This window comes from Colwellia marinimaniae, assembly GCF_002207865.1.
Classification (GTDB): domain Bacteria; phylum Pseudomonadota; class Gammaproteobacteria; order Enterobacterales; family Alteromonadaceae; genus Colwellia; species Colwellia marinimaniae.
Window position 1 is genome coordinate 13,417 of sequence record NZ_BDQM01000027.1, and the last position, 22,594, is coordinate 36,010.

Below are 22,594 nucleotides of genomic sequence, written 5' to 3' on the forward strand. Positions count from 1 at the left end.
AACTCCTTAGCCCGAGCTGCAATTGATTAACGGTATTTACTAGAAAGCGATTAAAGGAAACGAAAATGTTATTAAACGATTTAAACCAATTACCAGTAGCAGATGCTAAGCACATGTTTATGCAATGTTGTACTGCAAGTACTTGGGTAAACAACATGGTTGCGGCTCGCCCCTTTGCTAATACGCCAGCGATAAAAAAAGCTGCTGATGATGCTTGGTTAGGTTTAACTGAGCAAGATTATTTTGAAGCTTTTGAAGGTCATCCAAAAATTGGTGATGTCAGTAGTCTGCGTGCTAAGTATGCCAATACCAAAGAATTAGCCGGTAACGAGCAAGGTTTAGTGAAAGAAGCTAACGACGCTGTGCTGGACGTGCTGGCGCAAGGTAATACTGATTACCAAGCAAAATTCGGCTTTATCTTTATTGTGTGTGCAACGGGTAAAAGTGCTAAACAAATGTCTGATTTGTTGCAAGCACGCCTGCCAAATAACAGAGCTCAAGAGCTTGTTAATGCCGCTGAAGAGCAAAGAAAAATATTTCAACTACGCATTACTAAAGCCTTCGGAAAATAATTAGCTGAAGGCTAAGCCACTAAACCCGTTAATAAAAGTTTTAGGCTATTTATTTTAAGGATTTTTAAGGAAAGAATATGAGTCAAATTACTACCCACATATTGGATACTACCCGTGGTTTACCTGCACAAAATGTACCTATTACTTTGTTTGCTCAAGACGGCGAAAGCTGGCAAGAGATAAACGGCGGAGTTACCAACGCTGACGGTCGTTTACCGGGTTTATTAGCTGCTGATGAAAAATTACCAGCAGGTGTTTACCGCATGCATTTTGCCACCGCGGTATATTTTAAAGCGAATAACGAAACAGGGTTTTACCCCTACGTTGATATCGTTTTTGAAATAGATGCCAGCGGCACTCATTATCATATTCCATTATTGCTAACCGCCTATGGTTACTCTACTTACCGTGGTAGCTAATTTCTATTTAACCAATAGATAACAACAGTTTCACGCCAGTAGAAAAATATTAACCGCTAACATTACCAGTAACAGAGAGATTAAGATGACCAGTAAAATCATTAATGTTATACCCCAAGAATTAACGGCAGCAAACTTTGCCGCTTTTGGGGATGTTATTTCAGTGTCCGAAAGTGCTGAACATTTCGCCATTAATGATGGCCACACCATGCGTTATCATAATCTTGCTGACGTTGACGTTGCTGAGCAAGCGGGTAAAACCTTACTTAATATTTTTCGTTCCACCCCGCTGGCTTTTCCTTTACCCGTCAAAATGATGGAACGCCATCCTTTAGGCAGTCAAGCATTTATCCCTATGGGCAATCATCCTTATGTGGTTGTCGTTGCACCAAAGGGTGAGCTTGATACTGCTGCTATTAAAGTATTTTTAGCCCGCTCAGACCAGGGGGTAAATTACCATAAAGGTACTTGGCATCACTTTTGTTTAGCACTTAATGAGGTCAGTGATTTCCTCGTGGTTGATCGCGGCGGCGAAGGCGATAACTGCGATGTAGAAAAGCTCGACGGCTCGCTCGTTATCACCCTTGCAGAATAATCAAAAATTTGATTCAAATTGATGAATCGAATGATAAACAATCAATTAATTTAGTGCAGCTAGTATAAATAGCAGCACAAATACATAGCAATAACATAAGTAATAGGTTTACCAATATGTCTCACAGTACTTCAAACACTCCTTCCACTAGTGAAGTAACAAGCACAGCTACCAAAGCGTTTCGCGGGGAGATACTGCATTTTTTAGCCGACCCAGCAAAAGTCGCGGAAGAAGAGAGTTATCAATACTTTGAAGATGGACTTTTGCTAATAAAAAATGGCTTAGTGGTCGCCGTAGGTAACGCCACTGATTTATTGGCAACATTGCCCGTAGGCCTTGAAGTCACTCAATATGACAATGGCTTAATCATGCCAGGCTTTATCGATACCCATGTACATTACCCACAAACGGAAATGATCGCCTCCTATGGTGCACAATTACTTGAGTGGCTAGAAAACTATACCTTCCCTGAAGAAAAACAATTCTCCGATTTCGAACATGGTAAACGTGTCGCTGAGTTTTTCTTAACACAATTATTAGACGCGGGTACTACCACAGCTTTAGTGTTCGGTACTGTCCATAAAGAATCCGTAGATGCTTTTTTCACTATCGCCCAACAGAAAAAATTACGCATGATTTGCGGTAAAGTTTTGATGAATCAAAATTGCCCAGAGGACCTGCAAGATACCACTGAATCAGGCTATACCGACAGCAAGGCGTTAATTGAGAAATGGCATAACACCGACAGATTACAATATGCGATCACTCCACGTTTTGCACCCACCTGTTCAACGGAACAATTGCACAAAGCCGGTGAGTTATTAAAAGAATATCCAGGTGTTTATTTACATACTCATTTATCAGAAAACAAAAATGAAATTGCTTGGGTAAGCGAATTATTCCCCGACAGTGACGGTTACCTTGATGTATACGATAAGAGTAATTTATTAGGCCGACGTAGTATTTTTGCTCACGGCGTACACTTACACGACCATGAATGTCAGCGTTTAAGCGAGACTAACTCTGCCATTGCTTTTTGCCCCACTTCCAACTTATTTTTAGGCAGTGGTTGTTTCAACCTAAAACAAGCGGAAGAATTTGATGTGAATGTTGGTTTAGGCACAGACATTGGCGCTGGCACTAGCTTTTCAATGTTAACGACATTAAACGAAGCCTATAAAACCCAGCAATTACGTGGCGATAAGTTAAGCCCGTTTAAATCATTCTACCTAGCCACCTTAGGCGGCGCGGTTGCTTTAGATTTAGAGGGGACTATTGGTAACTTTACTAAAGGCGCTGAAGCTGATTTTATCGTACTGGATTACCAAGCAACGCCACTAATGGCAAGACGTATTGCCCGTTGCAAAACCTTAACCGAAAAACTATTCGTCTTGAGCATACTTGGTGATGACAGACATGTTAAAGCCACCCATATCATGGGAGAAAAAGTTTAATCAACAAATTATTTAATAGTTGAAATCTGCGAATACAGCATCAGAAGAACTCATTTATAGTTCTAATAAAAATACCAGTACTACATATAACAGACGGTTGCCTAGCTGGGTCTAAGGCAACATCGCTTAAGAAAGCTAATGTTTAATGAAATTATTAAACAACGTAATTAGCTAGTTAATTATAAAATTATAAAACTTTTACCTTGGGTAAAAGTACAAAAGGAAAGACTATGGACCCGTATATTACTGAGTGGTTAAATTTAATCATTCGCTTCGCACATTTGGTCGTAGGTATCGCTTGGATCGGTGCCTCATTTTATTTTGTTTGGTTAGATAACCATCTGGAAAAACCACCCGAGTGGAAAGCAGAAAAAGGCATTTCCGGTGACCTTTGGGCTATTCATGGTGGTGGCTTTTATGAAATCGCTAAATACAAACTTGCGCCACCAAAAATCCCCACCACATTGCATTGGTTTAAGTGGGAAGCTTATACCACCTGGATCACAGGTTTCTTATTATTATCACTGATGTTTTATGTGGGCGCTGAGTCTTACTTAATTGACCCACGGGTGAAAGATTTAACACAATGGCAAGCGATTGGCTTAGGTATAGGCGCTATTGTTATCGGTGTCGGTAGTTATGAATTATTAGTAAGAACAAAACTTAAAGATCACGGCTTAGTATTAGCACTTATTTTGTTCATTATTGCTACCGCTTTATCTTACGGTTTAACACAAGTATTTAGTGCTCGTGGTGCTTATATGCATATGGGCGCTATCTTAGGTACTATCATGGCTGGCAACGTATTTTTTGGCATCATGCCATCACAACGTGCCCTAGTAAAAGCGGTAGAAGATGGCGTTACTCCTGATTCAAAATATGGCTTAAATGCTAAATTACGCTCTACTCACAACACTTATATCACCTTGCCGGTGTTATTTATTATGATTTCAAATCATTATCCCATCACATATAACCACAGTGCTAACTGGTTAATATTGATGGTAATCATAGTAATCACCGCCGCGGTGCGTCAGTATTTTGTCTTACGTCACGTTGGCAAGCATAAGCCGCTAATATTGGTTGCTACCATTGTTGCCACTGTGGTACTTGCCTATTTAATTGCCCCTAAAACGGTGGAGTTATCAGCAGAGCAAAAGCAGCAAGTTATTAGCCCAGTGCAAGTTCAAAAAATCATTGCCGACCGTTGTGCGGCCTGCCATTCAGTAACACCCACCGATGATGTTTTCACCAGCCCTCAAGGTGGCGTTATTTTCACAGATATCGCTTCTATCAGACAATGGGCGCCAAGAATTGAAGCACGGGTTATTAACTCAAAAGACATGCCCTTTATGAATAAAACCAAGATGACTGACCAAGAGCGCTTAACCTTGTCACTGTGGTTATCCCAAATAAAGTAAGTTTGCATAAACGTATCTACATGGCTATTAAAGCAAGATAAAGACCAAGAAAAAGGATAAAAAATGCAGAAAACAACAATCAAACACGGTTATCAGGTGGCAGGCTGTTTATTTAATTTAGTCAATCATGAAGTGTTACCTGGCCTTAATATTAAGGCCGAGCACTTTTGGGATGCTGTGGCCGAGGTTTTAACTGAGTTTACCCCGCGTAATCAACAGCTATTAGCCACCAGAGCTAGCTTGCAAGCACAAATTGATGTTTGGCATAGTGACTCGGCCAACCAGCCTTTTAACCAAGAGCGCTATGAGTTGTTTTTAAAGGAAATAGGCTATCTGCTAGAAGAAAAAGCTGATTTCACGATTTCCACCAAAAATGTTGATGATGAGGTTGCCCGCATTGCGGGTCCGCAACTTGTTGTGCCCTTAATGAATGCCAGATTTGCCCTAAATGCGGCTAATGCTAGATGGGGCAGTTTATATGATGCTTTATACGGTACCGATGTTATTGGTGATGATAATGGTGCCCAACAAAGCAAAGACTTCAACCCTGTTCGCGGCCGTAGAGTACAGGCCTACGCGCGTAGGTTTTTAGACGAGACTTTACCGTTAACCTCTGGCAGCCATATTGATGCGGTGCTTTACCATATCATCAATAAAAATTTCACCGTGACCTTGTTCTCCGGTGAACAAGTTCAGTTACAAGATAGCGAGCAATTTGTTGGCTACAATGGCGCAACCGATGCACCAACGGAACTACTCTGTCGACATAACGGTTTACACATTGAAATCCAAATCGATAAAGACAATATTGTTGGTAAAACAGATGCCGCGTTTGTGAAAGATGTGGTGTTAGAATCCGCCTTAACTACGATTCAAGACTGCGAAGACTCCATTGCCGCGGTTGATGCCATGGATAAAACTGCGGTTTATCGTAATTGGTTAGGTTTAATGAAAGGCGATCTTGCTGAGATTATTCAAAAAGGCAATAAAACCATCACCCGCACTCTGAACCCTGACCGAAGCTACTTATCACCAAACCGAGAAAAGATTTCTCTCTCGGGTAGAAGCTTGCAATTTATCCGCAATGTCGGCCATTTAATGACCACAGATGCTATTGTCAACAAAAATGGCGACAAGGTACCTGAAGGTATTGTTGATGGCCTTATCACCAGCTTAATTTCATTGCATGACTTAAACGGCAATTCTAAATTTAAAAACTCTCAGCAAGGCAGTATTTATATAGTCAAACCGAAAATGCATGGCCCTGAAGAAGTGAAATTCAGTCATGATTTATTTAGCGCTATCGAGCGTCATTTAGGTTTAGCGGAAAATACCATTAAAATGGGTATTATGGATGAGGAACGTCGTACCTCAGCCAATTTAAAGGAATGTATTCGCGCGGCACAAACTCGTGTCGCCTTTATCAACACCGGCTTTTTAGATCGTACCGGTGATGAAATACATACCAGTATGCTCGCTGGAGCTATGGCTCAGAAAGAATGGATGAAAGATGAGCCCTGGATCAAGGCTTATGAATTGAGAAATGTCAGAATTGGTTTGCAAGCAGGTTTTCAAGGCAAAGCGCAAATAGGTAAAGGCATGTGGGCAATACCTGAGCAAATGTCAGCCATGGTAAACAGCAAAATTGCTCACCCACTATCAGGAGCAAATTGTGCTTGGGTACCTTCACCTACCGCAGCCACTTTACACGTAATGCATTATCACAAAGTGAATGTGCAAGCCGTACAAAATGCTATGCAAGCGGAGTTTGCCTTACCTGGGGCTATCGATGATTTAACCGATTTATTGACTATTCCTTTACTGAAAAACCAAGCTGAATTATCAGCAGCGGCGATTCAAAAAGAATTAGACAATAACATTCAAGGGCTACTGGGTTATGTTGTCCGTTGGGTCAATCAAGGTATTGGTTGCTCAAAAGTACCTGATATTGATAATGTTGCCCGTATGGAAGATAGAGCGACGTTAAGAATATCGAGCCAGCATATCTGTAATTGGCTTCATCATGGTGTTATTAGTGAAAGCCAAGTGCATGAGTCCTTGCAACGTATGGCACCCATTGTTGATCAGCAAAATTCTGCTGATGATGGCTATATCGCCATGTCGAGTGACCTTGAAAATAGCATTGCTTTTAAAGCAGCTGGAGAACTTATTTTCCAGGGAAAAGAACAAGCCAGTGGTTATACTGAGCCGTTATTACATAAAAGACGTCTGGAAGTAAAAGCTGAGTATTTATCTTAATCGTTGAACTGTTAAAGCTGAACATTACCAATATTTGGTGACAGCCAATACTTTCAAAGACGGTAATTGAACACCAAACAAGCAAAATGCGCCGAACCTGCGTGGTAAAACCCTGAAATGATTGAAAGTGCACAGGTGTTTTCATCAGGGATGATGAAAAAGCGGCGTTGTACAAGGACGTACCTTAACGCGACTCCTCGAAGCACTTGATTGAATGAAAGATTAGGCTTTACTCGCAGCGCTGGGAGAGTCCAGAGAGGGTTCGGCGATAGCCCTCTCTGGGTGTAGTCGCCACCGCGACGCGAAAGAAATTAAGAATATAGCTGATTTTAAAGGCTGTAATATATCAAATCATACATAGTAAGGGCTTAAAATGCGCTAGCAGTGCTCCACGCCTCTATTACACAATCACCAGTGATAGCCAATTACTCGCTATATTTCCCATTTACTGCAATTAATTATTCCATTTGCCATAAAGCGATGGCTGTCAGTTAAAACTTGTTATAAAGTTATTCACTCTACTATGAAGAATGAAGTTATGAGGTATTTGTGTCGGTAAAAAAAGAATCTGTCGGACAAGTTCGCCAAAAGAATGTCGCACTTATTTTAACGGCGGCTAAAACAGAGTTTGTTACCCACGGTTTTAAAGGCGCCTCTATTAAGCGAATTGCCGAACGAGCAAATATTCCTCGAGCAAACATTCATTATTATTTCAATGATAAAACCGAGCTTTATCAGCAATTACTCAGCGAGATTATTGTCAGCTGGAATACTAGCTTTGACACCTTAAGTGTTGATGATGATCCTAAAACGATTCTTACCGCCTATATTCATGAGAAAGTAATGCATGCCAAGCATGATCCTGACGGCTCAAAAATATTTGCCAGTGAAGTGATTCATGGCGCGCCCATTCTTAAAAACTATTTGCATACCGAATTCAAACAATGGTTAGATGAAAAAATTTCCGTAATAGAAACCTGGATAGAAAAAGGCCAAATAGACGCCATTAATCCTTATCATTTGTTATTCCTTATTTGGAGTTCTACCCAGCATTATGCTGATTTTAATGTGCAAGTATTAGCCGGTCTTGGTAAAGAAACGATGAACGATGCTGATTTTGATGAGGTCATCCATTCACTGACCACGATTATATTAAAAGGCTGTGGCTTATAGCCTAAGCTAAGTAATGGCGATGGGAATGGCAATGGCAATGGCAATGGCACTGTGCCCGTTTAACGGGCAAGTCGCAGACTTTTATGCACTTTGTTAATTCGAACAATGCTCAGACTGTTGGCTTTTCAGATATCCACAGTTTAATATGCCCCTTAACCACGACAATGTTATTTTCATCATAGGCGGTGATGTTAACGAGCATATCACCAGGCTGCCAGTCTTCTTGCTTTACGTTTGCTACACATCGAATATCACTACCCGCTTTGGCCGTATAAGCAACCGTCATTCCTTTTGGGATCCAGCGAAGATGCTTGGGAATTGAAGCTTCTGCCATGACGCCCATTGCCATTTCTAAACCATTACAAATAGCTATCACATGCACTGTTTTTATATGGTTAAAGACCTTTTTCTTTTTTTTGATTAGACAGGTGCATTGGTTCGGCACTAGTTCTGAAATTTTAGGATTAATCGTGGCGAAGTAAGGTGCGACACGACTGACGATAATTGAGAAGATTTTTTTGCCAAAAGGGTACTTTTCAAGTTTTTGATATATCGATAATGTTTTATTAGTCTGCTTCATAATAGGCTTTAAAGTTAAAGGTTAATGGCTGAGCTAACTTATCATTAGGTTATATTCTGCCCAAACAAATGCTCACTATTTTTAATATTACTGCTGTGAATGGCGTTAATGACGGCTCGTTTTTTCACAAAGCTTTCCGATAAACTATTAGAAAGCAGAGCCAGTATCCACTCCATTTAACCATAATAGTGTTCATTTAAAGCTTCATTCCGCGTAAAACAGTCTTTCACCCGGTAATAAATAGCAGTCTATTGGCTTTTATCATCTAAAAAAACCTTGTATAAATGCCACAGCGGCTATTCCTATGCCACATGATGAAAAAATTAGCCAAAGATTTACCAGAAACGGCGCTTTAGATTTCATCATGCGAAAAAAAAGACCACCAAAAGGTGGTCTTTTTTCATCAATAAAACTATTTATTGAGTTTTATTACGTTTTTAATAAGCCCTTATTGATTCAAGGCATCTTTTAAGGCCGTTAAACATAAGGCCACATTTTCACTTTTAGCGGTATGTCCCATCAAACCAATGCGCCATGCTTTACCGGCAAAGGCTCCTAAACCAGCACCGATTTCCAAGTTATAATGCTCTAGTAAGTAGTTTCTTACTTTAGCATCATCAGCACCGTCAGGAATATAGATAGCATTGAGCTGAGGTAAGCGCTCTTCTTCAGGTACGATAAACTCAATACCTAATTCTTTCAGACCCTTAGCTAGTACTTGGTGTTGTGCTCTATGACGCGCCCAGCTATTTTCTAGACCTTCTTCATGTAGTATGATTAACGCTTCATGTAGTGCATATAAAGAGTTTACCGGCGCGGTATGATGGTAAGTACGTTTACCTTTACCAGACCAATAACCCATGACTAACGTTTGGTCTAAGAACCAGCTTTGTATTTTAGTCTTACGGTTTTGTACCACTGCTACCGCTTTAGGACTGAATGAAATAGGTGACATACCCGGCACACAAGATATACACTTCTGCGTCCCAGAATAGATAGCGTCAATACCCCACTCATCCACTCTAAGCTCAATACCACCCAATGACGTCACCGCATCGACAATAGTTAAACAACCATGTTCCTGAGCCATTTGACAGAGAGTTTTAGCGTCTGACACTGCACCTGTTGAGGTTTCAGCATGAACAAAAGCTAAGAACTTGGCATCAGGGTGGTCGTGCAATGCGGCTTTCACCTTATGTGTTTCCACAGCTCGTCCCCAAGGAGAGTCAACAACTACGGCCTCGGCACCAAGTCTGATAACATTTTCAATCATACGGTCACCAAAAACACCATTGCGACAAACAATGACCTTATCGCCCGGTTCTACTAAGTTTACAAAACAGGCTTCCATGCCGGCAGAGCCCGGCGCTGATAAGGCAATAGTGAATTCATTCTTGGTTTGAAAAGCATATTGCAGCAAGGTCTTAACTTCATCCATCATATTGATAAATAAAGGGTCAAGATGACCTATAGTTGGTCTAGACAGTGCTGAACGTACTCGCGCACTTACATCGGAAGGGCCAGGGCCCATTAAAATTCTTTCTGGTGGATTGAATGATTTAAACGTCATAATTGCTTTACCTTCTATTTTAGTTTTAATTTTTAGTTGTGTTTATAAAACAACCTGATGTATCTTAGTTAATCGCAACCTGACACATGTGTCAAGTTACGATAAAGAGTGAAATATATACATCTTGAAAAAAATTAAAACAAAAATTAATATGACTATTAAATAAATAAATAAAAATAAATTACCTAAGAGAGACACTATGAAAATTTCAGCATCACTTACCGCCCTTGCATTAACAGCCGCATTAAATGCGCCAATGGCATCAGCAGAAATATGGAGCAATACCGAAATTCAAATTCAAGCAGGTGGTGAATTTGAAAGTGCCGGTGCCCCAGGGCAATCAACGGGAACGATTACTACCTTCCAACATGCGGGTGGCTGGGAATACGGCGATAACTTCTTTTTCATCGACCACTCACAGTATTCAGGTAAAAATGGCGCTCCTGATTCAGCCGAATTTTACGGCGAATGGTATTCACACTTTAGCTTAGGTGCTCTGACGGGTAGTGACTTATCTTTTGGTCCAGTGAAAGATATTGGCTTAGTGGCTGGCTTTAACTACGCACCCGAAGTAGACAGCTCTTGGGTATTACCTGGTATGCGTTTATCGTTAGACCTACCTGGCTTTGCTTTTGCCCAATTCGACATTACCGCATTTATCCATGCCAGTGGCGCAGACGTAAACTCTGGCGGTTTTGGTATTATTGATGAAGATACCAGTTTTATGGTCGATTTTTCGTGGGCTTATCCCTTTAAAATTGGTTCAACGAGCTGGAGTATTGAAGGTCATTTAGAGTATATCGACGGACGTACACAAACACATACCTTCGGCACTACCGAGCTAGAATCTTGGATTCTATTTCAACCACAAGTTCGCTTAGATGTTGGTGAATTAATTGGTACGCCATCTAACCGCTTATTCGCCGGTATTGAATACCAATACTGGAAAAACAAGTTAGGTGCTAAAGGTGTTGATGACAATACCGTGCAATTCTTAGCAGTATGGCGTTTCTAAGCAAATAAGTTGATTTCGTCTTTTATTTAAAAATAAGCCGCTTTATTGCTAGGTATTAAAAAATAGCAATAAAGCTTTTACGAGGAGGCACTATGAAGACAGAAAGTAGCGAATATAAACTTTTTCATCGAAGTGGTCTCAGTGCCTTTTGGCCGCTTTTTACCGATAACGTAACCAATGTTATTGCCTTAAGTGCTATCTGTATATTTGTTTTTAATCTGCCCACTGAAATTGTCTTTGGCCGTATCGTACCCAGTGCAGCTATTGCTATCTTTGCACTCTGCATAGGCCGCACCCAACCGGTATGTTGAATACCGCCCATATACCTTTAATCTTAAAACTATAAAAAGTAGGTCACACATGTCTGATTTTAAACAAGCAGCTCTGGATTATCACGCCTTGCCCACCCCAGGTAAAATTGCCGTTGCCATCACTACCCCCGCCGAAACAAGTGCCGATTTGTCGCTAGCGTATAGCCCAGGTGTCGCCGAGCCTTGTCGAGAAATTGCCAAGAACCCTGACGATGTTTACAAGTATACCGGTAAGGGCAATACCGTTGCCGTTATCTCAAATGGTACCGCTGTACTTGGCCTAGGAAATCTAGGACCAATGGCGTCAAAACCAGTAATGGAAGGTAAAGCGTTATTATTTAAACGTTTTGCCGATATTAACTCCTTCGATATCGAAGTAACCCATAAAACTACCGAAGAGTTTATCAATACCGTTGCCTGTATTGCTGATAGCTTTGGTGGTATTAATTTAGAAGATATCAAAGCACCTGAGTGTTTTATCATTGAAAAAGCACTGAAAGAGCGTTGTAAAATCCCGGTATTTCATGATGATCAACACGGTACCGCTATCGTGACGTCTGCCGCCATGCTTAATGCCTTAGAAATTCAAAATAAAAAAATTGAACACGCAAATATCGTCTGCTTAGGTGCCGGCGCTGCCGCGATTGCCTGTATGGAACTGCTCATTCAATGTGGCGCAATGCGTGAAAAGATATATATGCTCGACACTAAAGGGGTAATTCATACCCGCCGTAGTGATTTATCTGAATATAAAACACGTTTCGCTAATAACACCGACAAAAGAACCTTAGATGATGTGATTGAAGGCGCTGATGTTTTCCTTGGTGTTTCTGGTCCTAACTTACTTAGCCCTGAGCAGGTAAAGAAAATGGCTGATAATCCGATAATATTTGCTTGCTCTAACCCAGATCCTGAAATTAAACCTGAGCTAGCACACGCAGTTAGAAGTGATTTAATTATGGCGACAGGTCGTTCTGATTACCCGAACCAAGTAAACAACGTCCTTTGTTTCCCGTTTATTTTCCGTGGTGCCTTAGATGTACGCGCCAGCACAATTAATAATGAAATGAAATTAGCAGCGGTTCATGCTATTAGAGAGCTAGCCAAACAAGATGTACCGGAAAGCGTGTTAAAAGCCAGTGGTGAAAAGGAATTATCCTTTGGTAAAGGTTATATTATCCCTCGCCCTATGGACCCAAGGTTATGTAAAAACGTCGCCTTTGCTGTGGCTAAAGCCGCAGTAGACTCAGGCGTTGCTGCCCTGCCTTTACCCGATAATTATATGAATGACACTTAATTCATAGCTTAGTAAGTAACTATTCACTTATTGTCAGTAATAGTTACGTACTAATTTAGAAATAACATATAACAGGGCATTTCCTATGGTAGCTTATATCTAATCTGACCGTCGATTTTGAACTGTGCGATAGGCCGTTCCACCGTTGACTAATAAGGCTCACTTGGTGCGCTAAGCGGAAGGCTAGCAACTCGTTAATCCAAACGTCCTCTTTACCGCTCAAAGCTGCCGTTGACTTTCCAACACTTGATGTATTTGAGCCTAAAACAGATCTTTTATTTCTATGGAAAGGCTGACGCTGACGGGCAATTTTTTACCGACAAGTTTTGTCTTCTTAAATTGTTTTAAATAAAAAACTAAACTGTAGGCTGATATATGCAACTTTCTATATCCCTAAATTAAACTAGACTTAGGGAATATTCATTTTTAAGTAAAAATTAATTGTCTAAAAAAATACAATTTACCTTACCTTTTATAACGTTGCTTTTTGTAACGATATTCTTTTCTTCAATTGCTTTTTCTTTTGATGGAAAACCGTCTATTCGCTTTAAGCACATAACCATTGAAGATGGCTTACCCCAAAATTCCGTACATACAATACTGCAAGGTAGCACAGGTTTTTTATGGATTGGCACAGAAGAAGGGCTGGTTCGATATGATGGCTATAGCCTAAAAGTATTTAAACATGAGCCTAATAATAGTCACTCACTGTCTGATAATGACATTCTTAGCCTTATTGAAGACAGCCGAGGGAATCTTTGGGTGGGAACTCGTGGCGGCGGTCTTAATTATTTTAATTCCAAAACCCAGCAGTTTACCCAGTACCGTCATCAGGCAGGTGATTTAAATAGTTTAAGTCATGACACTGTCTATAGTCTTCTAGAAGATAGCCAAGGCAACCTTTGGGTGGGAACTCGTGGTGGCGGTCTTAATCATTTTAATCCCAAAACTCAGCAGTTTACCCATTACCGTCATCAGACAGATGATGCAAATAGTTTAAGTGATGACGATGTCTTTAGTCTTCTTGAGGATAGCCAAGGCAACCTTTGGGTGGGAACTCGTGGTGGCGGTCTTAATTATTTTAATCCCAAAACACAGCAGTTTACCCATTACCGTCATCAGGCAGGTGATGCAAATAGTTTAAGTGATGACGATGTCTATAGTCTTGTTGAGGATAGCCAAGGCAATCTTTGGGTGGGAACTCATGGTGGCGGTCTTAATTATTTTAATCCCAAAACCCAGCAGTTTAGCCATTACCGTCATCAGGCAGGTGATGCCAATAGTTTAAGTGATGACGATGTCTATAGTATTGTTGAGGATAGCCAAGGCAATCTTTGGGTGGGAACTCGTGGTGGCCTCAATCATTTTAATCCCAAAACCCAGCAGTTTACCCATTACCGTCATCAGGCAGGTGATGCAAATAGTTTAAGTCATGACGATGTCTTTAGTCTTCTAGAGGATAGCCAAGGCAACCTTTGGATGGGAACTCTTGGTGGCGGTCTTAATCATTTTAATCCCAAAATACAGCAGTTTAGCCATTACCGTCATCAGTCAGATGATGCCAATAGTTTAAGTGATGACACTGTCTATAGTCTTCTAGAGGATAGCCAAGGCAACCTTTGGGTGGGAACTCTTGGTGGCGGTCTTAATTATTTTAACCCCAAAACCCAGCAGTTTACCCATTACCGTCATCAGGCAGGTGATGCAAATAGTTTAAGTGATGACGATGTCTTTAGTCTTCTAGAAGATAACCAAGGTAATCTTTGGGTGGGAACTCGTGGTGGCCTCAATCATTTCAATCCCAAAACCCAGCAGTTTAGCCAGTACCGTCATCAGACAGGTGATGCAAATAGTTTAAGTCATGACACTGTCTATAGTCTTCTAGAGGATAGCCAAGGCAACCTTTGGGTGGGAACTCTTGGTGGCGGTCTTAATCATTTTAATCCCAAAACCCAGCAGTTTACCCAGTACCGTCATCAGGCAGGTGATGCAAATAGTTTAAGTGATGACGATGTCTTTAGTCTTCTAGAGGATAGCCAAGGCAACCTTTGGGTGGGAACTTATGGTGGTGGTCTCAATCATTTTAATCCCAAAACCCAGCAGTTTACCCATTACCGTCATCAGTCAGATGATGCCAATAGTTTAAGTCATGACAGTGTCTATAGTCTTCTAGAGGATAACCAAGGCAATCTTTGGGTTGGCACACCTGGTGGGCTTAACCTTTTTAATAACAAAACAGCAAAGTTTAAGCTGTTCACCACAGAAAATGACCTAGCCAATAATGTTATTTACCGTATTGAAGAAGATAAACAAGGGAATATCTGGTTAAGTACCAATCAAGGGTTGTCACGGATGACGCTAAAAGCTAAAACGTTTAGAAATTATGATGTTGGCGATGGCCTGCAAAGTAATGAATTTAACAGTGGCGCTTCTTTTAAAAGCAAAAACGGAGAACTATTTTTTGGCGGCATTAATGGCTTTAATCGTTTTTATCCAGAAAATATTATCGATGATAAACAAGTACCCATTGTGCTGATAACTGATATGTTTTTATTAAATGAATCTGTGCCAATAGTGCCATTAGTATTAAGCAACAGTCCAACCTTGGAGCAAAACAGTGAGACAAAATCATTATTGGACTCTTCATCCAGCAATGCCGTTGATGAGGTGGCAGGTTTTAGTCTCACTCAGGCAATTCACGTAACTAAAGCGATAACATTAACCTATAAAGACAATATTGTTGCCTTTGAATTTGCCGCGTTACATTTCTCTAATCCGAAAAAAAATAAATTTGCTTATCAATTGGTCGGTTGGGATAAGGATTGGGTAAGTACCGACTACAAAAACCGAAGAGCTACCTATACTAATCTGCCTAACGGAGATTATACCTTCAGAGTAAAAGCGAGCAATGCTGACGGATATTGGAATGAAGAGGGAGCATCATTAAACATTACTGTTTTACCTCCACCTTGGAAAACATGGTGGGCATATACTTTCTATGGCTTGTTTTTACTGAGCTTAGTTTTGGCGTTCATTGATTCTCAAAGAAAGAAGGTGATTGTTGAACGAGTAATTAATGAGCAATTGGAGCGTAAAGTTGCAGAGAGAACAGCAGAATTGGAGAAAGTTAGTCTTACAGATCAATTAACGGGTGCCCATAATCGCCGTTTTTTTCATAAACACATAGGCAAAGAGATCGCACAAATAAAAAGAGCTTATTTTAAACCCAAAGAAGGTACACCACCTAAAATTGGTTTCATCATGCTTGATATGGATCATTTCAAGCAAGTAAACGATGTTCATGGACACGATGCAGGCGATAGAGTTTTAGTACAGTTAGTTAAAGTAATCACTGATACGTGTAGAGAATCTGATTGGGTTGTTCGCTGGGGCGGAGAAGAGTTTGTTGTGATTGCAAATACTGTTAATTTGCAAGAGATACAAAACTTAGCAGAAAGAATAAGAATTAATATAGAGGCATACTCATTTGATATTGGTAACGGAAAAACGTTAAATAAAACATGTTCTATTGGTATTTCTAGTTATCCATTTATTGAACAAAAACCAGAAGCTCTTAGTTGGGAGCAAACCTTGAGTTTTGCAGATATAGCCCTTTATGCTGTTAAAAATAATGGTAGAAATGCATGGATTAGTTTGTTTGAAAAAGATATCACTAATGTTGACCTGCTTATTGAAGTAACTAACTCAATTGAGACTCTAATAAAAAACGGCCACTTATCTTATGGGACCTCATTACAGCAAGAAGTAGATTGGAGCTGAAATAATTTAAAGGCTATTTAGGCACTAATAGTTCTATAACTTAAATCCAGAGAATGACATCTTTTGCTCTAAATAGCTCCCCCCATTGTTCTGAACGTCAGCTCTGGTGGCGAAGCGGACTATTTATTATGATAAATATCTGTCTAAATTAGGTCGGTTTTGTGGTAACAGTTGACGTTAAGAACTCAAAAGCTATTGTCTTCTTTGTGGTTATAACACCAGACACCCACTCCAAATAATTAATACATAATATCAATAAATCATCGTTACTGATTTACATTGAGCAGAGTTTTACTTTGAGTATTATGATGACAAAGAGGGTATTCAAATTAATTCACAAAAATAGAGGTTTCATCCACTTTAAAGTGCAACTAGCCTTAAGTAAATAAACCACTAAGCCAATCAAACGTTAATACTGTGGTGAATATTTTTAACGCTATTATGCCAAGGCCCAAGACGATTACCGCGACTTTTATTTTTCTGCTTTTAAGGTTATTCCAGTACAGCAGCTTAGCTTTCAGCTCAGTTTTCAGTTCATTCTTCACTTCTGCTATCGATTCTTTCATTGCTGCTTTCATGAAACCTTCTCCGCTAGATTCTTAGTTAGCTTGTTAGCTATCCCCTGCACGACACCTTTAGCCAAGTTATCAGGTGCTCCCCAACTATAGATGAATTCTTTCGCCTTGTTGCCACAAGGGGTATGCCAATAAGCTGTCGCTATATTCGTCGCCCCTTTCGCTTGGTAGAAGCCTATTGCTTTGTTATTACCGGCTAAAACCTCAAGGTATACATCATGGTCTTTATAATTGGCAGCAGCCCAAGATGCCGCAGCCGCTAATAAACGAGAGCCAGTGCCTTGGCCTTTATTAGCTGACATCACATGCAGGTTATCAATGATGGTGCCATATTTAGGATGGTTACCACCCAAGAGACAAATAAAGCCACAGAAAACGCCCTCTAACTCAGCCACTAGCACTAATTGATTACTCTGTGGTGTTGTTAATCTTGTTGTCCATACGGCTAGCCTTTCAGCAAAAACTTTATCATTAAGATAGTCTGCCGACAGTACTTGCTGATAGTTTTCACGCCAGCTTTGTGCATGTAACTCAGCAATATGTTCTAAATCGACTAAACGCGCCGCTCTAATTATCACCATGATATCAATGAGCTCCAATACACCAACAAATACCGACTAAATAACTCACTATACACTTGCTCACATAAACTCCTGGTAACTAGGTAACTAACAAACGACAATCAAACGGTTATTAACCAATCTAACCTTAATAGCTTTATTTTCAAAGTATTAAAATCCCTCTGCTACGCAAGATTTTACTTATGTGCTTACTGCTACTTTTAAGCAAAAAAAATGGCTGTTTAAATGAATAAACAGCCATGATGACTTGTCGCCTCCGATGAGGCTTGCTTTTTAGCCGCACTAACTGGAAAAGTCTTCGTTAAAAAGCACTAACCTTATAGTTTAAAGTAAGTCGCTAAACCTTTAGCTTCGGCTAATTCAGCGGCTAGAGCAGCTACCGCTAAATCTTGTAAACCAACACCAGTACCATCAAAAAGAGTAATATCTTCCGCTGAAGTACGTCCAGGTTTAGTACCATTAATTACTTCACCTATAGGAACGATATCACTTTGTTGAATTAGTTTGCGCGCAATCGCGTGCTGGGCTTCACCTATGGTAATTGATTGTGCTAATTCATCGGTAAATACCTTAGCCACTGTCAGTAATTTAGCATCAACTTCTTGTTTACCTTTAGTATCAGTACCCATACAAGCGATATGAGTACCGGGCTTGATCCAATCTTTTTCAATAAGTGCTTCAAAAGCAGAAGTAATGGTAATAATGACGTCTGCTTGGGCACAAAGCTCTTCACGTGTTACCGACTCAAACGGTAAACCTAATTCTTCAGCGACAGCGGCAAGGTTAGAAATGTGCTCTGGGTGTAAGTTCCAACACACTACTTTTTCAAAATTACGTTGCTCAACCGCAGCACGTAATTGGAAGGTAGATTGATGGCCCGCACCTATCATGCCTAACACTTTGACATCTTTTCGGGCTAAATACGCGATAGAGATAGCAGAAGAAGCGGCCGTACGTACCGCCGTTAAATAGTTACCACCCACTAGAGATTTTAATTTGCCGGTATCCGGATCAAATAAAATCACTGTTGATTGATGGTTAGTTAGACCTTTTGCCATGTTACTCGGCCAGTAACCACCAGATTTTAAACCTAATACCATACCTTCACGATCGAAACCTGACTTAAATCCATATAAAGCATCGGCATGACCAATGGCTTCACGAATTACCGGAAAGTTGTAGGCGGTTTTTTTAGCCATAGCAGAAAAGACATTTTCTACCGCAGTAAAGGCATTGGCTCTACCCATAACTTGTTGGCAAACCTCTTCAGAAATTACTGATACGCCCTTGTTTATTTGTGAATCACTCATAATTAATGTCCTAGAAAAATGGAAACACCCTCGGCGAATACCGAAGGCGATGGGCTACTATTATTTAAGCTGCTATTAAATCAGTGGCTATTAGTACGCTTTACCACGTGCAGAAACTGGCCATAAGGTTTCAACCTTACCGTTACGCACACCAACGTAGTAATCGTGCACGTTACAAGTGGGATCACAATGACCTGGTACCAACTTTAATTTTTCATTAATTTTTAATACGCCGTTCGGATCTGAAATAACACCATGTTCATCAGAACACTTGATGTATTCAACATCATCACGACCAAAGATATAGGGTAAACCACTATCGACTGATTGTGCTTTAAGACCGGCATCACAAATAGCTTTGTCGGCTTTGGTATGGCTCATAACCGAGGTTAAAATGAATAGTGAGTTTTCAAATTCTGAAATTCTCTCGCCATTTTCATCATGAATACGTTGGTAATCAGCATCCATAAATGCGTAAGAACCACACTGTAATTCATTGAAAACACCTGAGTTACCTTCGAAGTAGTATGAACCTGTACCACCACCACCAACGATGTCACACTCAAGGCCTTCGGCTTTAAGCATTGCAACTGTGCGGGCAACCATACCGATAGCAATATCGATTTTTTCTTTACGTGCTTGGAAACTTTCCATGTGCTGCATAGCACCTTGGTAAGCTTGAATACCTGAGAAAGTTAAGCCTGGCGTTGCCGCTATCGCTTTAGCAATATCAACCACCGGTTGGCCTTCAGTAACACCACAACGGCCAGCACCACAATCGATCTCTACTAGACATTCAATTTGTGTATCATGTTTAGCAACGGCAGCCGCTAATTCAGCAACATTATCAATATCATCAACACAAACGATAGTACGGGCACCTAATAAAGGTAAACGGGCTAAACGGTCAATTTTTGCTGGATCACGAACTTGATTAGACACTAAAATGTCTTTAATACCGCCACGCGCAAATACTTCGGCTTCTGATACTTTCTGACAACATACACCACAGCTATCACCAAGCCTCTCTTGTAAAAGAGCAATATCTACCGATTTATGCATCTTGCCATGGACACGATGGCGCACGCCCATGTCTTTCGCGTATTGACCCATTTTAACGATGTTGCGCTCTAACGCGTCTAAATCAACGATTAAACAGGGTGTTTGAATATCGGCTTCATCCATACCCGGAATTGCGGGCACGTCATAACCTACGGCTAAATCATTTATTTTTGTCATTTTATTCTCCAAAATTTTAATTGTTTATATTTATTTAACGTAATATTTTTAACCACCGAGGTGCTACGCACTGCTCTGAGAAAAATATCCTGGTAGGCTGGTAAAGCCCTCGGTGGATAACATTGGCTTTATTTTTTATTTATTCATCCACGGCAGTTTGTCTAAATCGACATTGCCACCGGTTATAATTACGCCAACACGCTTGCCCTTGAAAACTTCGGGATTATTCAAAATACAGGCTACGGCTACCGCTGAACTTGGTTCGATAATAATTTTCATTGTTTTCCAGACAAGTTTCATCGCAGCAACGATTTCTTCTTCGCTACAAGTAAAAATATCGGTTACGTACTTGCTAACAAAGTGCCAAGTTAGATCTTTTAAAGGCACCTTAAGGCCATCGGCCACTGTGTTGGGTGCATCATCAGCAATAATGTGTCCGGCTCTAAAAGAGCGCGCGGCATCATCAGCATTTAAAGGTTCAGCCGCGTAAATTTTAACGTCAGGCGCAACATGCGAAAGTGTTAAACAGGTCCCTGAGATCATACCGCCACCACCGATAGGGGCTATTACAGCGTCAAGGTTGTTAACTTGCTCAAGCAATTCTTTGGCACAAGTCGCTTGACCGGCAATAACACGAGGGTCGTTGTATGGATGGACAAAATCAGCACCTGATTGGGCAACAACATCAGCAAATACTGCTTCACGAGAAGAGGTTGACGGTTCACATTCTACGATTTTGCCACCATAGCCGATCACCGCATCTTTCTTCGCTTGTGGTGCGGTATGAGGCATGACTACGGTAACGGGAATACCGCGTCGTCCCGCTGCATATGAAAGTGATAAAGCATGGTTTCCTGAAGAATGCGTGGCAACACCAATCTTTGCTGCTTCATCAGTTAAACCAAAGACAGCATTACAGGCGCCACGAACTTTAAATGCCGCTGCTTTTTGTAAGTTTTCACATTTGAAAAATAACTCAGCCCCGGTCATTTCGTTCAAACGCGTTGACGTTAGCACTGGAGTTTTGTGGATGTAAGGTTGAATGCGTTCATGGGCAACGAGTACATCTTCGTAGCTTGGAATGATCATAGTCGGTTTGGTTGCACTGCTCATAGGTTCCTCTTAATCTTTTCTTGGCTATTAACCGTGGTATTAGTCGCGGTTTTAGCCGTGATATTTCTCGCGTGCTTAGTCGCGCTATTAGTAGTATTTTTCAATAATTAGTCTCAATGTGAGTGTTAATTAGTAGAATATTTTGTTTTTATCGCTTCAATTTCACCTTATGAAAAATAGCCAAAGCAGGCAAATAAGAGGGGTTTCACCATATGAAATCCAACCTCGCAGCCACCGAATTAAAAACAATAAGCAATTGATTTTATTCAACTTATAAGCCACTAAATTCACTCTGAAATTAATATTCCACAATATGAAATAAGCAAACTGAAATTAATTATGGTTTTTATCGCTTTTAGCTTTATATTTAAATCAAAAGTTGACACAAGAGTCAAGAAAGGAGATGTTAGATGGATGATAAAATTAAGCCTGTAAATAAGCGGTAACATTATGAACAAAACCAAACCAGAATCTCGCATTCAAGTACTCGATAGAGCCGCCGCATTACTCGATGCGATATCACGCTATACCATGCCGGTAACATTAAAAGCGCTCAGTGCAGATACTAACTTGGCGCCATCTACTGCTTTTCGTATCTTACATTCCCTTATCGACAATCATTTTGTTGATCGTGGCAATTCAGGTAAGTATCAGTTAAGCGGCCGACTCATTAGGTTAAGTAATTATCAATATCAAAATGTTGATTTTCGTAAAGTGGCTCTACCTTATATGGAAAAACTGCGTGATAAATTTGGTGAAACCATCAACCTTACCGCTCGTGAAGGTGATGTCGTTATTTATGTAGAAAAAGCCGTGCCCAATAGAATGATGCATGTACAACAAATTATAGGTAGCCGCGCGCCTTTACATGTCACCGGTGTTGGCAAAATGATGTTAGGTATGGAAGGCAGCAAAGGTATTAGTGGCTATGCGCAGCGAACAAACTTACCTACCTATACCCGTAAAACATTTTCACAGATAGAAAGCTTAGAGCGCGAATGTATGCGCTGTGTCGAACAAGGTTTTGCCTATGACAACGAAGAAGCCGAAATAGGCGTAGGTTGTATTGGTGTACTTTTATATGACAGATATGGCGAAGTTGTTGCCGGATTATCGGTGTCAGCGCCGATTGAACGACGTAAAGATGAGTGGATTAAAGACTTGGTTAAAGCGGGTAAGTCAATTTCCATTGAGCTGGGTTATGTTAAAACCGAACCAGTCATTAAAAAAGCCAGTTAAAAGATATTTTGTAATCGTTAAGCAGATTACATCAGCCAAGGTAATAACTCACTGTCAATATAATTATCTTAAGCAAGCTGAACCAGTTTTA

Annotated in this window: 19 protein-coding genes; 12 read left to right on the forward strand and 7 right to left on the reverse strand. The window is 40.4% G+C overall.

Going from position 1 to position 22,594, the window contains the following annotated elements; genetic code table 11:
• Window positions 1–65: 65 nt before the first annotated feature.
• From uraD to MTCD1_RS13875, 7 genes are all read left to right on the forward strand, one after another.
• Window positions 66–572 carry a 2-oxo-4-hydroxy-4-carboxy-5-ureidoimidazoline decarboxylase gene (gene uraD / locus MTCD1_RS13845; protein WP_057183230.1) on the forward strand — a complete coding sequence of 169 codons (507 nt, stop codon included), beginning with the start codon at window positions 66–68 and terminating at the stop codon, window positions 570–572.
• Between the two features lie 77 nt (window positions 573–649).
• On the forward strand, window positions 650–991 hold the full coding sequence (gene uraH, locus MTCD1_RS13850; RefSeq protein WP_057183231.1) for a hydroxyisourate hydrolase: 342 nt from the start codon (window positions 650–652) through the stop codon (window positions 989–991).
• 85 nt (window positions 992–1,076) lie between these two features.
• Window positions 1,077–1,586, forward strand: coding sequence for an ureidoglycolate lyase (locus MTCD1_RS13855; protein ID WP_057183233.1), 510 nt, complete (start codon window positions 1,077–1,079; stop codon window positions 1,584–1,586).
• Between the two features lie 116 nt (window positions 1,587–1,702).
• Window positions 1,703–3,040 carry a guanine deaminase gene (gene guaD, locus MTCD1_RS13860; RefSeq protein WP_057183236.1) on the forward strand — a complete coding sequence of 446 codons (1,338 nt, stop codon included), beginning with the start codon at window positions 1,703–1,705 and terminating at the stop codon, window positions 3,038–3,040.
• Window positions 3,041–3,270: 230 nt separating this feature from the next.
• Window positions 3,271–4,461, forward strand: coding sequence for a urate hydroxylase PuuD (locus MTCD1_RS13865; RefSeq protein ID WP_057183239.1), 1,191 nt, complete (start codon window positions 3,271–3,273; stop codon window positions 4,459–4,461).
• A 63-nt stretch (window positions 4,462–4,524) separates the two neighbouring features.
• Entirely contained in the window at window positions 4,525–6,720 is a 2,196-nt protein-coding gene (locus tag MTCD1_RS13870; protein WP_057183241.1) for a malate synthase G, read from the forward strand.
• Between the two features lie 549 nt (window positions 6,721–7,269).
• Window positions 7,270–7,893: a TetR/AcrR family transcriptional regulator gene (locus MTCD1_RS13875; protein ID WP_057183243.1), complete on the forward strand. Its 624-nt coding sequence runs from the start codon at window positions 7,270–7,272 to the stop codon at window positions 7,891–7,893.
• A 109-nt stretch (window positions 7,894–8,002) separates the two neighbouring features.
• On the opposite strand, the gene MTCD1_RS13880 is transcribed toward MTCD1_RS13875, so the two are convergent.
• Window positions 8,003–8,473, reverse strand: a complete 471-nt coding sequence (locus MTCD1_RS13880; protein ID WP_057183246.1) for a hotdog fold domain-containing protein — start codon at window positions 8,471–8,473, stop codon at window positions 8,003–8,005.
• Window positions 8,474–8,921: 448 nt separating this feature from the next.
• Window positions 8,922–10,043, reverse strand: a complete 1,122-nt coding sequence (locus MTCD1_RS13885) for a pyridoxal-phosphate-dependent aminotransferase family protein (protein WP_057183247.1) — start codon at window positions 10,041–10,043, stop codon at window positions 8,922–8,924.
• 199 nt (window positions 10,044–10,242) lie between these two features.
• Between MTCD1_RS13885 and MTCD1_RS13890 the strand changes: the two genes are divergently transcribed.
• The 4 genes from MTCD1_RS13890 (at window position 10,243) to MTCD1_RS13905 (ending at window position 16,446) form a co-directional block, all read left to right on the forward strand.
• A complete protein-coding gene (locus MTCD1_RS13890; RefSeq protein ID WP_057183249.1) occupies window positions 10,243–11,058 on the forward strand; it encodes a hypothetical protein in 816 nt (271 codons plus the stop codon).
• A gap of 92 nt (window positions 11,059–11,150) precedes the next feature.
• A complete protein-coding gene (locus MTCD1_RS13895; protein ID WP_057183250.1) occupies window positions 11,151–11,369 on the forward strand; it encodes a hypothetical protein in 219 nt (72 codons plus the stop codon).
• Window positions 11,370–11,418: 49 nt separating this feature from the next.
• Entirely contained in the window at window positions 11,419–12,666 is a 1,248-nt protein-coding gene (locus MTCD1_RS13900) for a malic enzyme-like NAD(P)-binding protein (RefSeq protein WP_057183252.1), read from the forward strand.
• A gap of 441 nt (window positions 12,667–13,107) precedes the next feature.
• Complete coding sequence (locus MTCD1_RS13905) at window positions 13,108–16,446, forward strand: ligand-binding sensor domain-containing diguanylate cyclase (RefSeq protein ID WP_057183254.1); 3,339 nt, start codon at window positions 13,108–13,110, stop codon at window positions 16,444–16,446.
• A 377-nt stretch (window positions 16,447–16,823) separates the two neighbouring features.
• Here MTCD1_RS13905 and MTCD1_RS13910 read toward each other — a convergent pair whose 3' ends face one another.
• From MTCD1_RS13910 to bhcB, 5 genes are all read right to left on the reverse strand, one after another.
• On the reverse strand, window positions 16,824–17,024 hold the full coding sequence (locus MTCD1_RS13910) for a hypothetical protein (protein ID WP_231733106.1): 201 nt from the start codon (window positions 17,022–17,024) through the stop codon (window positions 16,824–16,826).
• Window positions 17,021–17,602 (reverse strand): GNAT family N-acetyltransferase, encoded by a 582-nt coding sequence (locus tag MTCD1_RS13915; protein WP_057183256.1) that lies wholly within the window; start codon window positions 17,600–17,602, stop codon window positions 17,021–17,023. The genes MTCD1_RS13910 and MTCD1_RS13915 overlap by 4 nt, the downstream gene beginning before the upstream one ends.
• Before the next feature lie 317 nt (window positions 17,603–17,919).
• On the reverse strand, window positions 17,920–18,912 hold the full coding sequence (gene bhcD / locus MTCD1_RS13920; RefSeq protein WP_197410309.1) for an iminosuccinate reductase BhcD: 993 nt from the start codon (window positions 18,910–18,912) through the stop codon (window positions 17,920–17,922).
• 90 nt (window positions 18,913–19,002) lie between these two features.
• Window positions 19,003–20,151 carry a 3-hydroxy-D-aspartate aldolase BhcC gene (gene bhcC, locus MTCD1_RS13925; RefSeq protein ID WP_057183258.1) on the reverse strand — a complete coding sequence of 383 codons (1,149 nt, stop codon included), beginning with the start codon at window positions 20,149–20,151 and terminating at the stop codon, window positions 19,003–19,005.
• 135 nt (window positions 20,152–20,286) lie between these two features.
• The gene (gene bhcB, locus MTCD1_RS13930; protein WP_057183260.1) at window positions 20,287–21,264 is read right to left on the reverse strand and encodes a beta-hydroxyaspartate dehydratase BhcB; all 978 of its coding nucleotides are present in this window, start codon (window positions 21,262–21,264) and stop codon (window positions 20,287–20,289) included.
• Between the two features lie 450 nt (window positions 21,265–21,714).
• Here bhcB and MTCD1_RS13935 point away from each other — a divergent pair, with 450 nt between their 5' ends.
• A complete protein-coding gene (locus MTCD1_RS13935) occupies window positions 21,715–22,503 on the forward strand; it encodes an IclR family transcriptional regulator (RefSeq protein ID WP_057183262.1) in 789 nt (262 codons plus the stop codon).
• The last annotated feature ends 91 nt before the right edge of the window (window positions 22,504–22,594 follow it).

Bases quoted from the DNA above. Each gene is read 5' to 3' on its own strand.
- MTCD1_RS13935 (WP_057183262.1), top strand. From the start codon at position 21,715: ATGAACAAAACCAAACCAGAATCTCGCATTCAAGTACTCGATAGAGCC.
- MTCD1_RS13895 (WP_057183250.1), top strand. From the start codon at position 11,151: ATGAAGACAGAAAGTAGCGAATATAAACTTTTTCATCGAAGTGGTCTC.
- MTCD1_RS13855 (WP_057183233.1), top strand. From the start codon at position 1,077: ATGACCAGTAAAATCATTAATGTTATACCCCAAGAATTAACGGCAGCA.
- uraH (WP_057183231.1), top strand. From the start codon at position 650: ATGAGTCAAATTACTACCCACATATTGGATACTACCCGTGGTTTACCT.
- bhcB (WP_057183260.1), bottom strand. From the start codon at position 21,264: ATGAGCAGTGCAACCAAACCGACTATGATCATTCCAAGCTACGAAGAT.
- MTCD1_RS13890 (WP_057183249.1), top strand. From the start codon at position 10,243: ATGAAAATTTCAGCATCACTTACCGCCCTTGCATTAACAGCCGCATTA.
- MTCD1_RS13870 (WP_057183241.1), top strand. From the start codon at position 4,525: ATGCAGAAAACAACAATCAAACACGGTTATCAGGTGGCAGGCTGTTTA.
- MTCD1_RS13865 (WP_057183239.1), top strand. From the start codon at position 3,271: ATGGACCCGTATATTACTGAGTGGTTAAATTTAATCATTCGCTTCGCA.
- MTCD1_RS13900 (WP_057183252.1), top strand. From the start codon at position 11,419: ATGTCTGATTTTAAACAAGCAGCTCTGGATTATCACGCCTTGCCCACC.
- MTCD1_RS13885 (WP_057183247.1), bottom strand. From the start codon at position 10,043: ATGACGTTTAAATCATTCAATCCACCAGAAAGAATTTTAATGGGCCCT.
- guaD (WP_057183236.1), top strand. From the start codon at position 1,703: ATGTCTCACAGTACTTCAAACACTCCTTCCACTAGTGAAGTAACAAGC.
- MTCD1_RS13915 (WP_057183256.1), bottom strand. From the start codon at position 17,602: ATGGTGATAATTAGAGCGGCGCGTTTAGTCGATTTAGAACATATTGCT.
- uraD (WP_057183230.1), top strand. From the start codon at position 66: ATGTTATTAAACGATTTAAACCAATTACCAGTAGCAGATGCTAAGCAC.
- bhcD (WP_197410309.1), bottom strand. From the start codon at position 18,912: ATGAGTGATTCACAAATAAACAAGGGCGTATCAGTAATTTCTGAAGAG.
- bhcC (WP_057183258.1), bottom strand. From the start codon at position 20,151: ATGACAAAAATAAATGATTTAGCCGTAGGTTATGACGTGCCCGCAATT.
- MTCD1_RS13910 (WP_231733106.1), bottom strand. From the start codon at position 17,024: ATGAAAGCAGCAATGAAAGAATCGATAGCAGAAGTGAAGAATGAACTG.
- MTCD1_RS13880 (WP_057183246.1), bottom strand. From the start codon at position 8,473: ATGAAGCAGACTAATAAAACATTATCGATATATCAAAAACTTGAAAAG.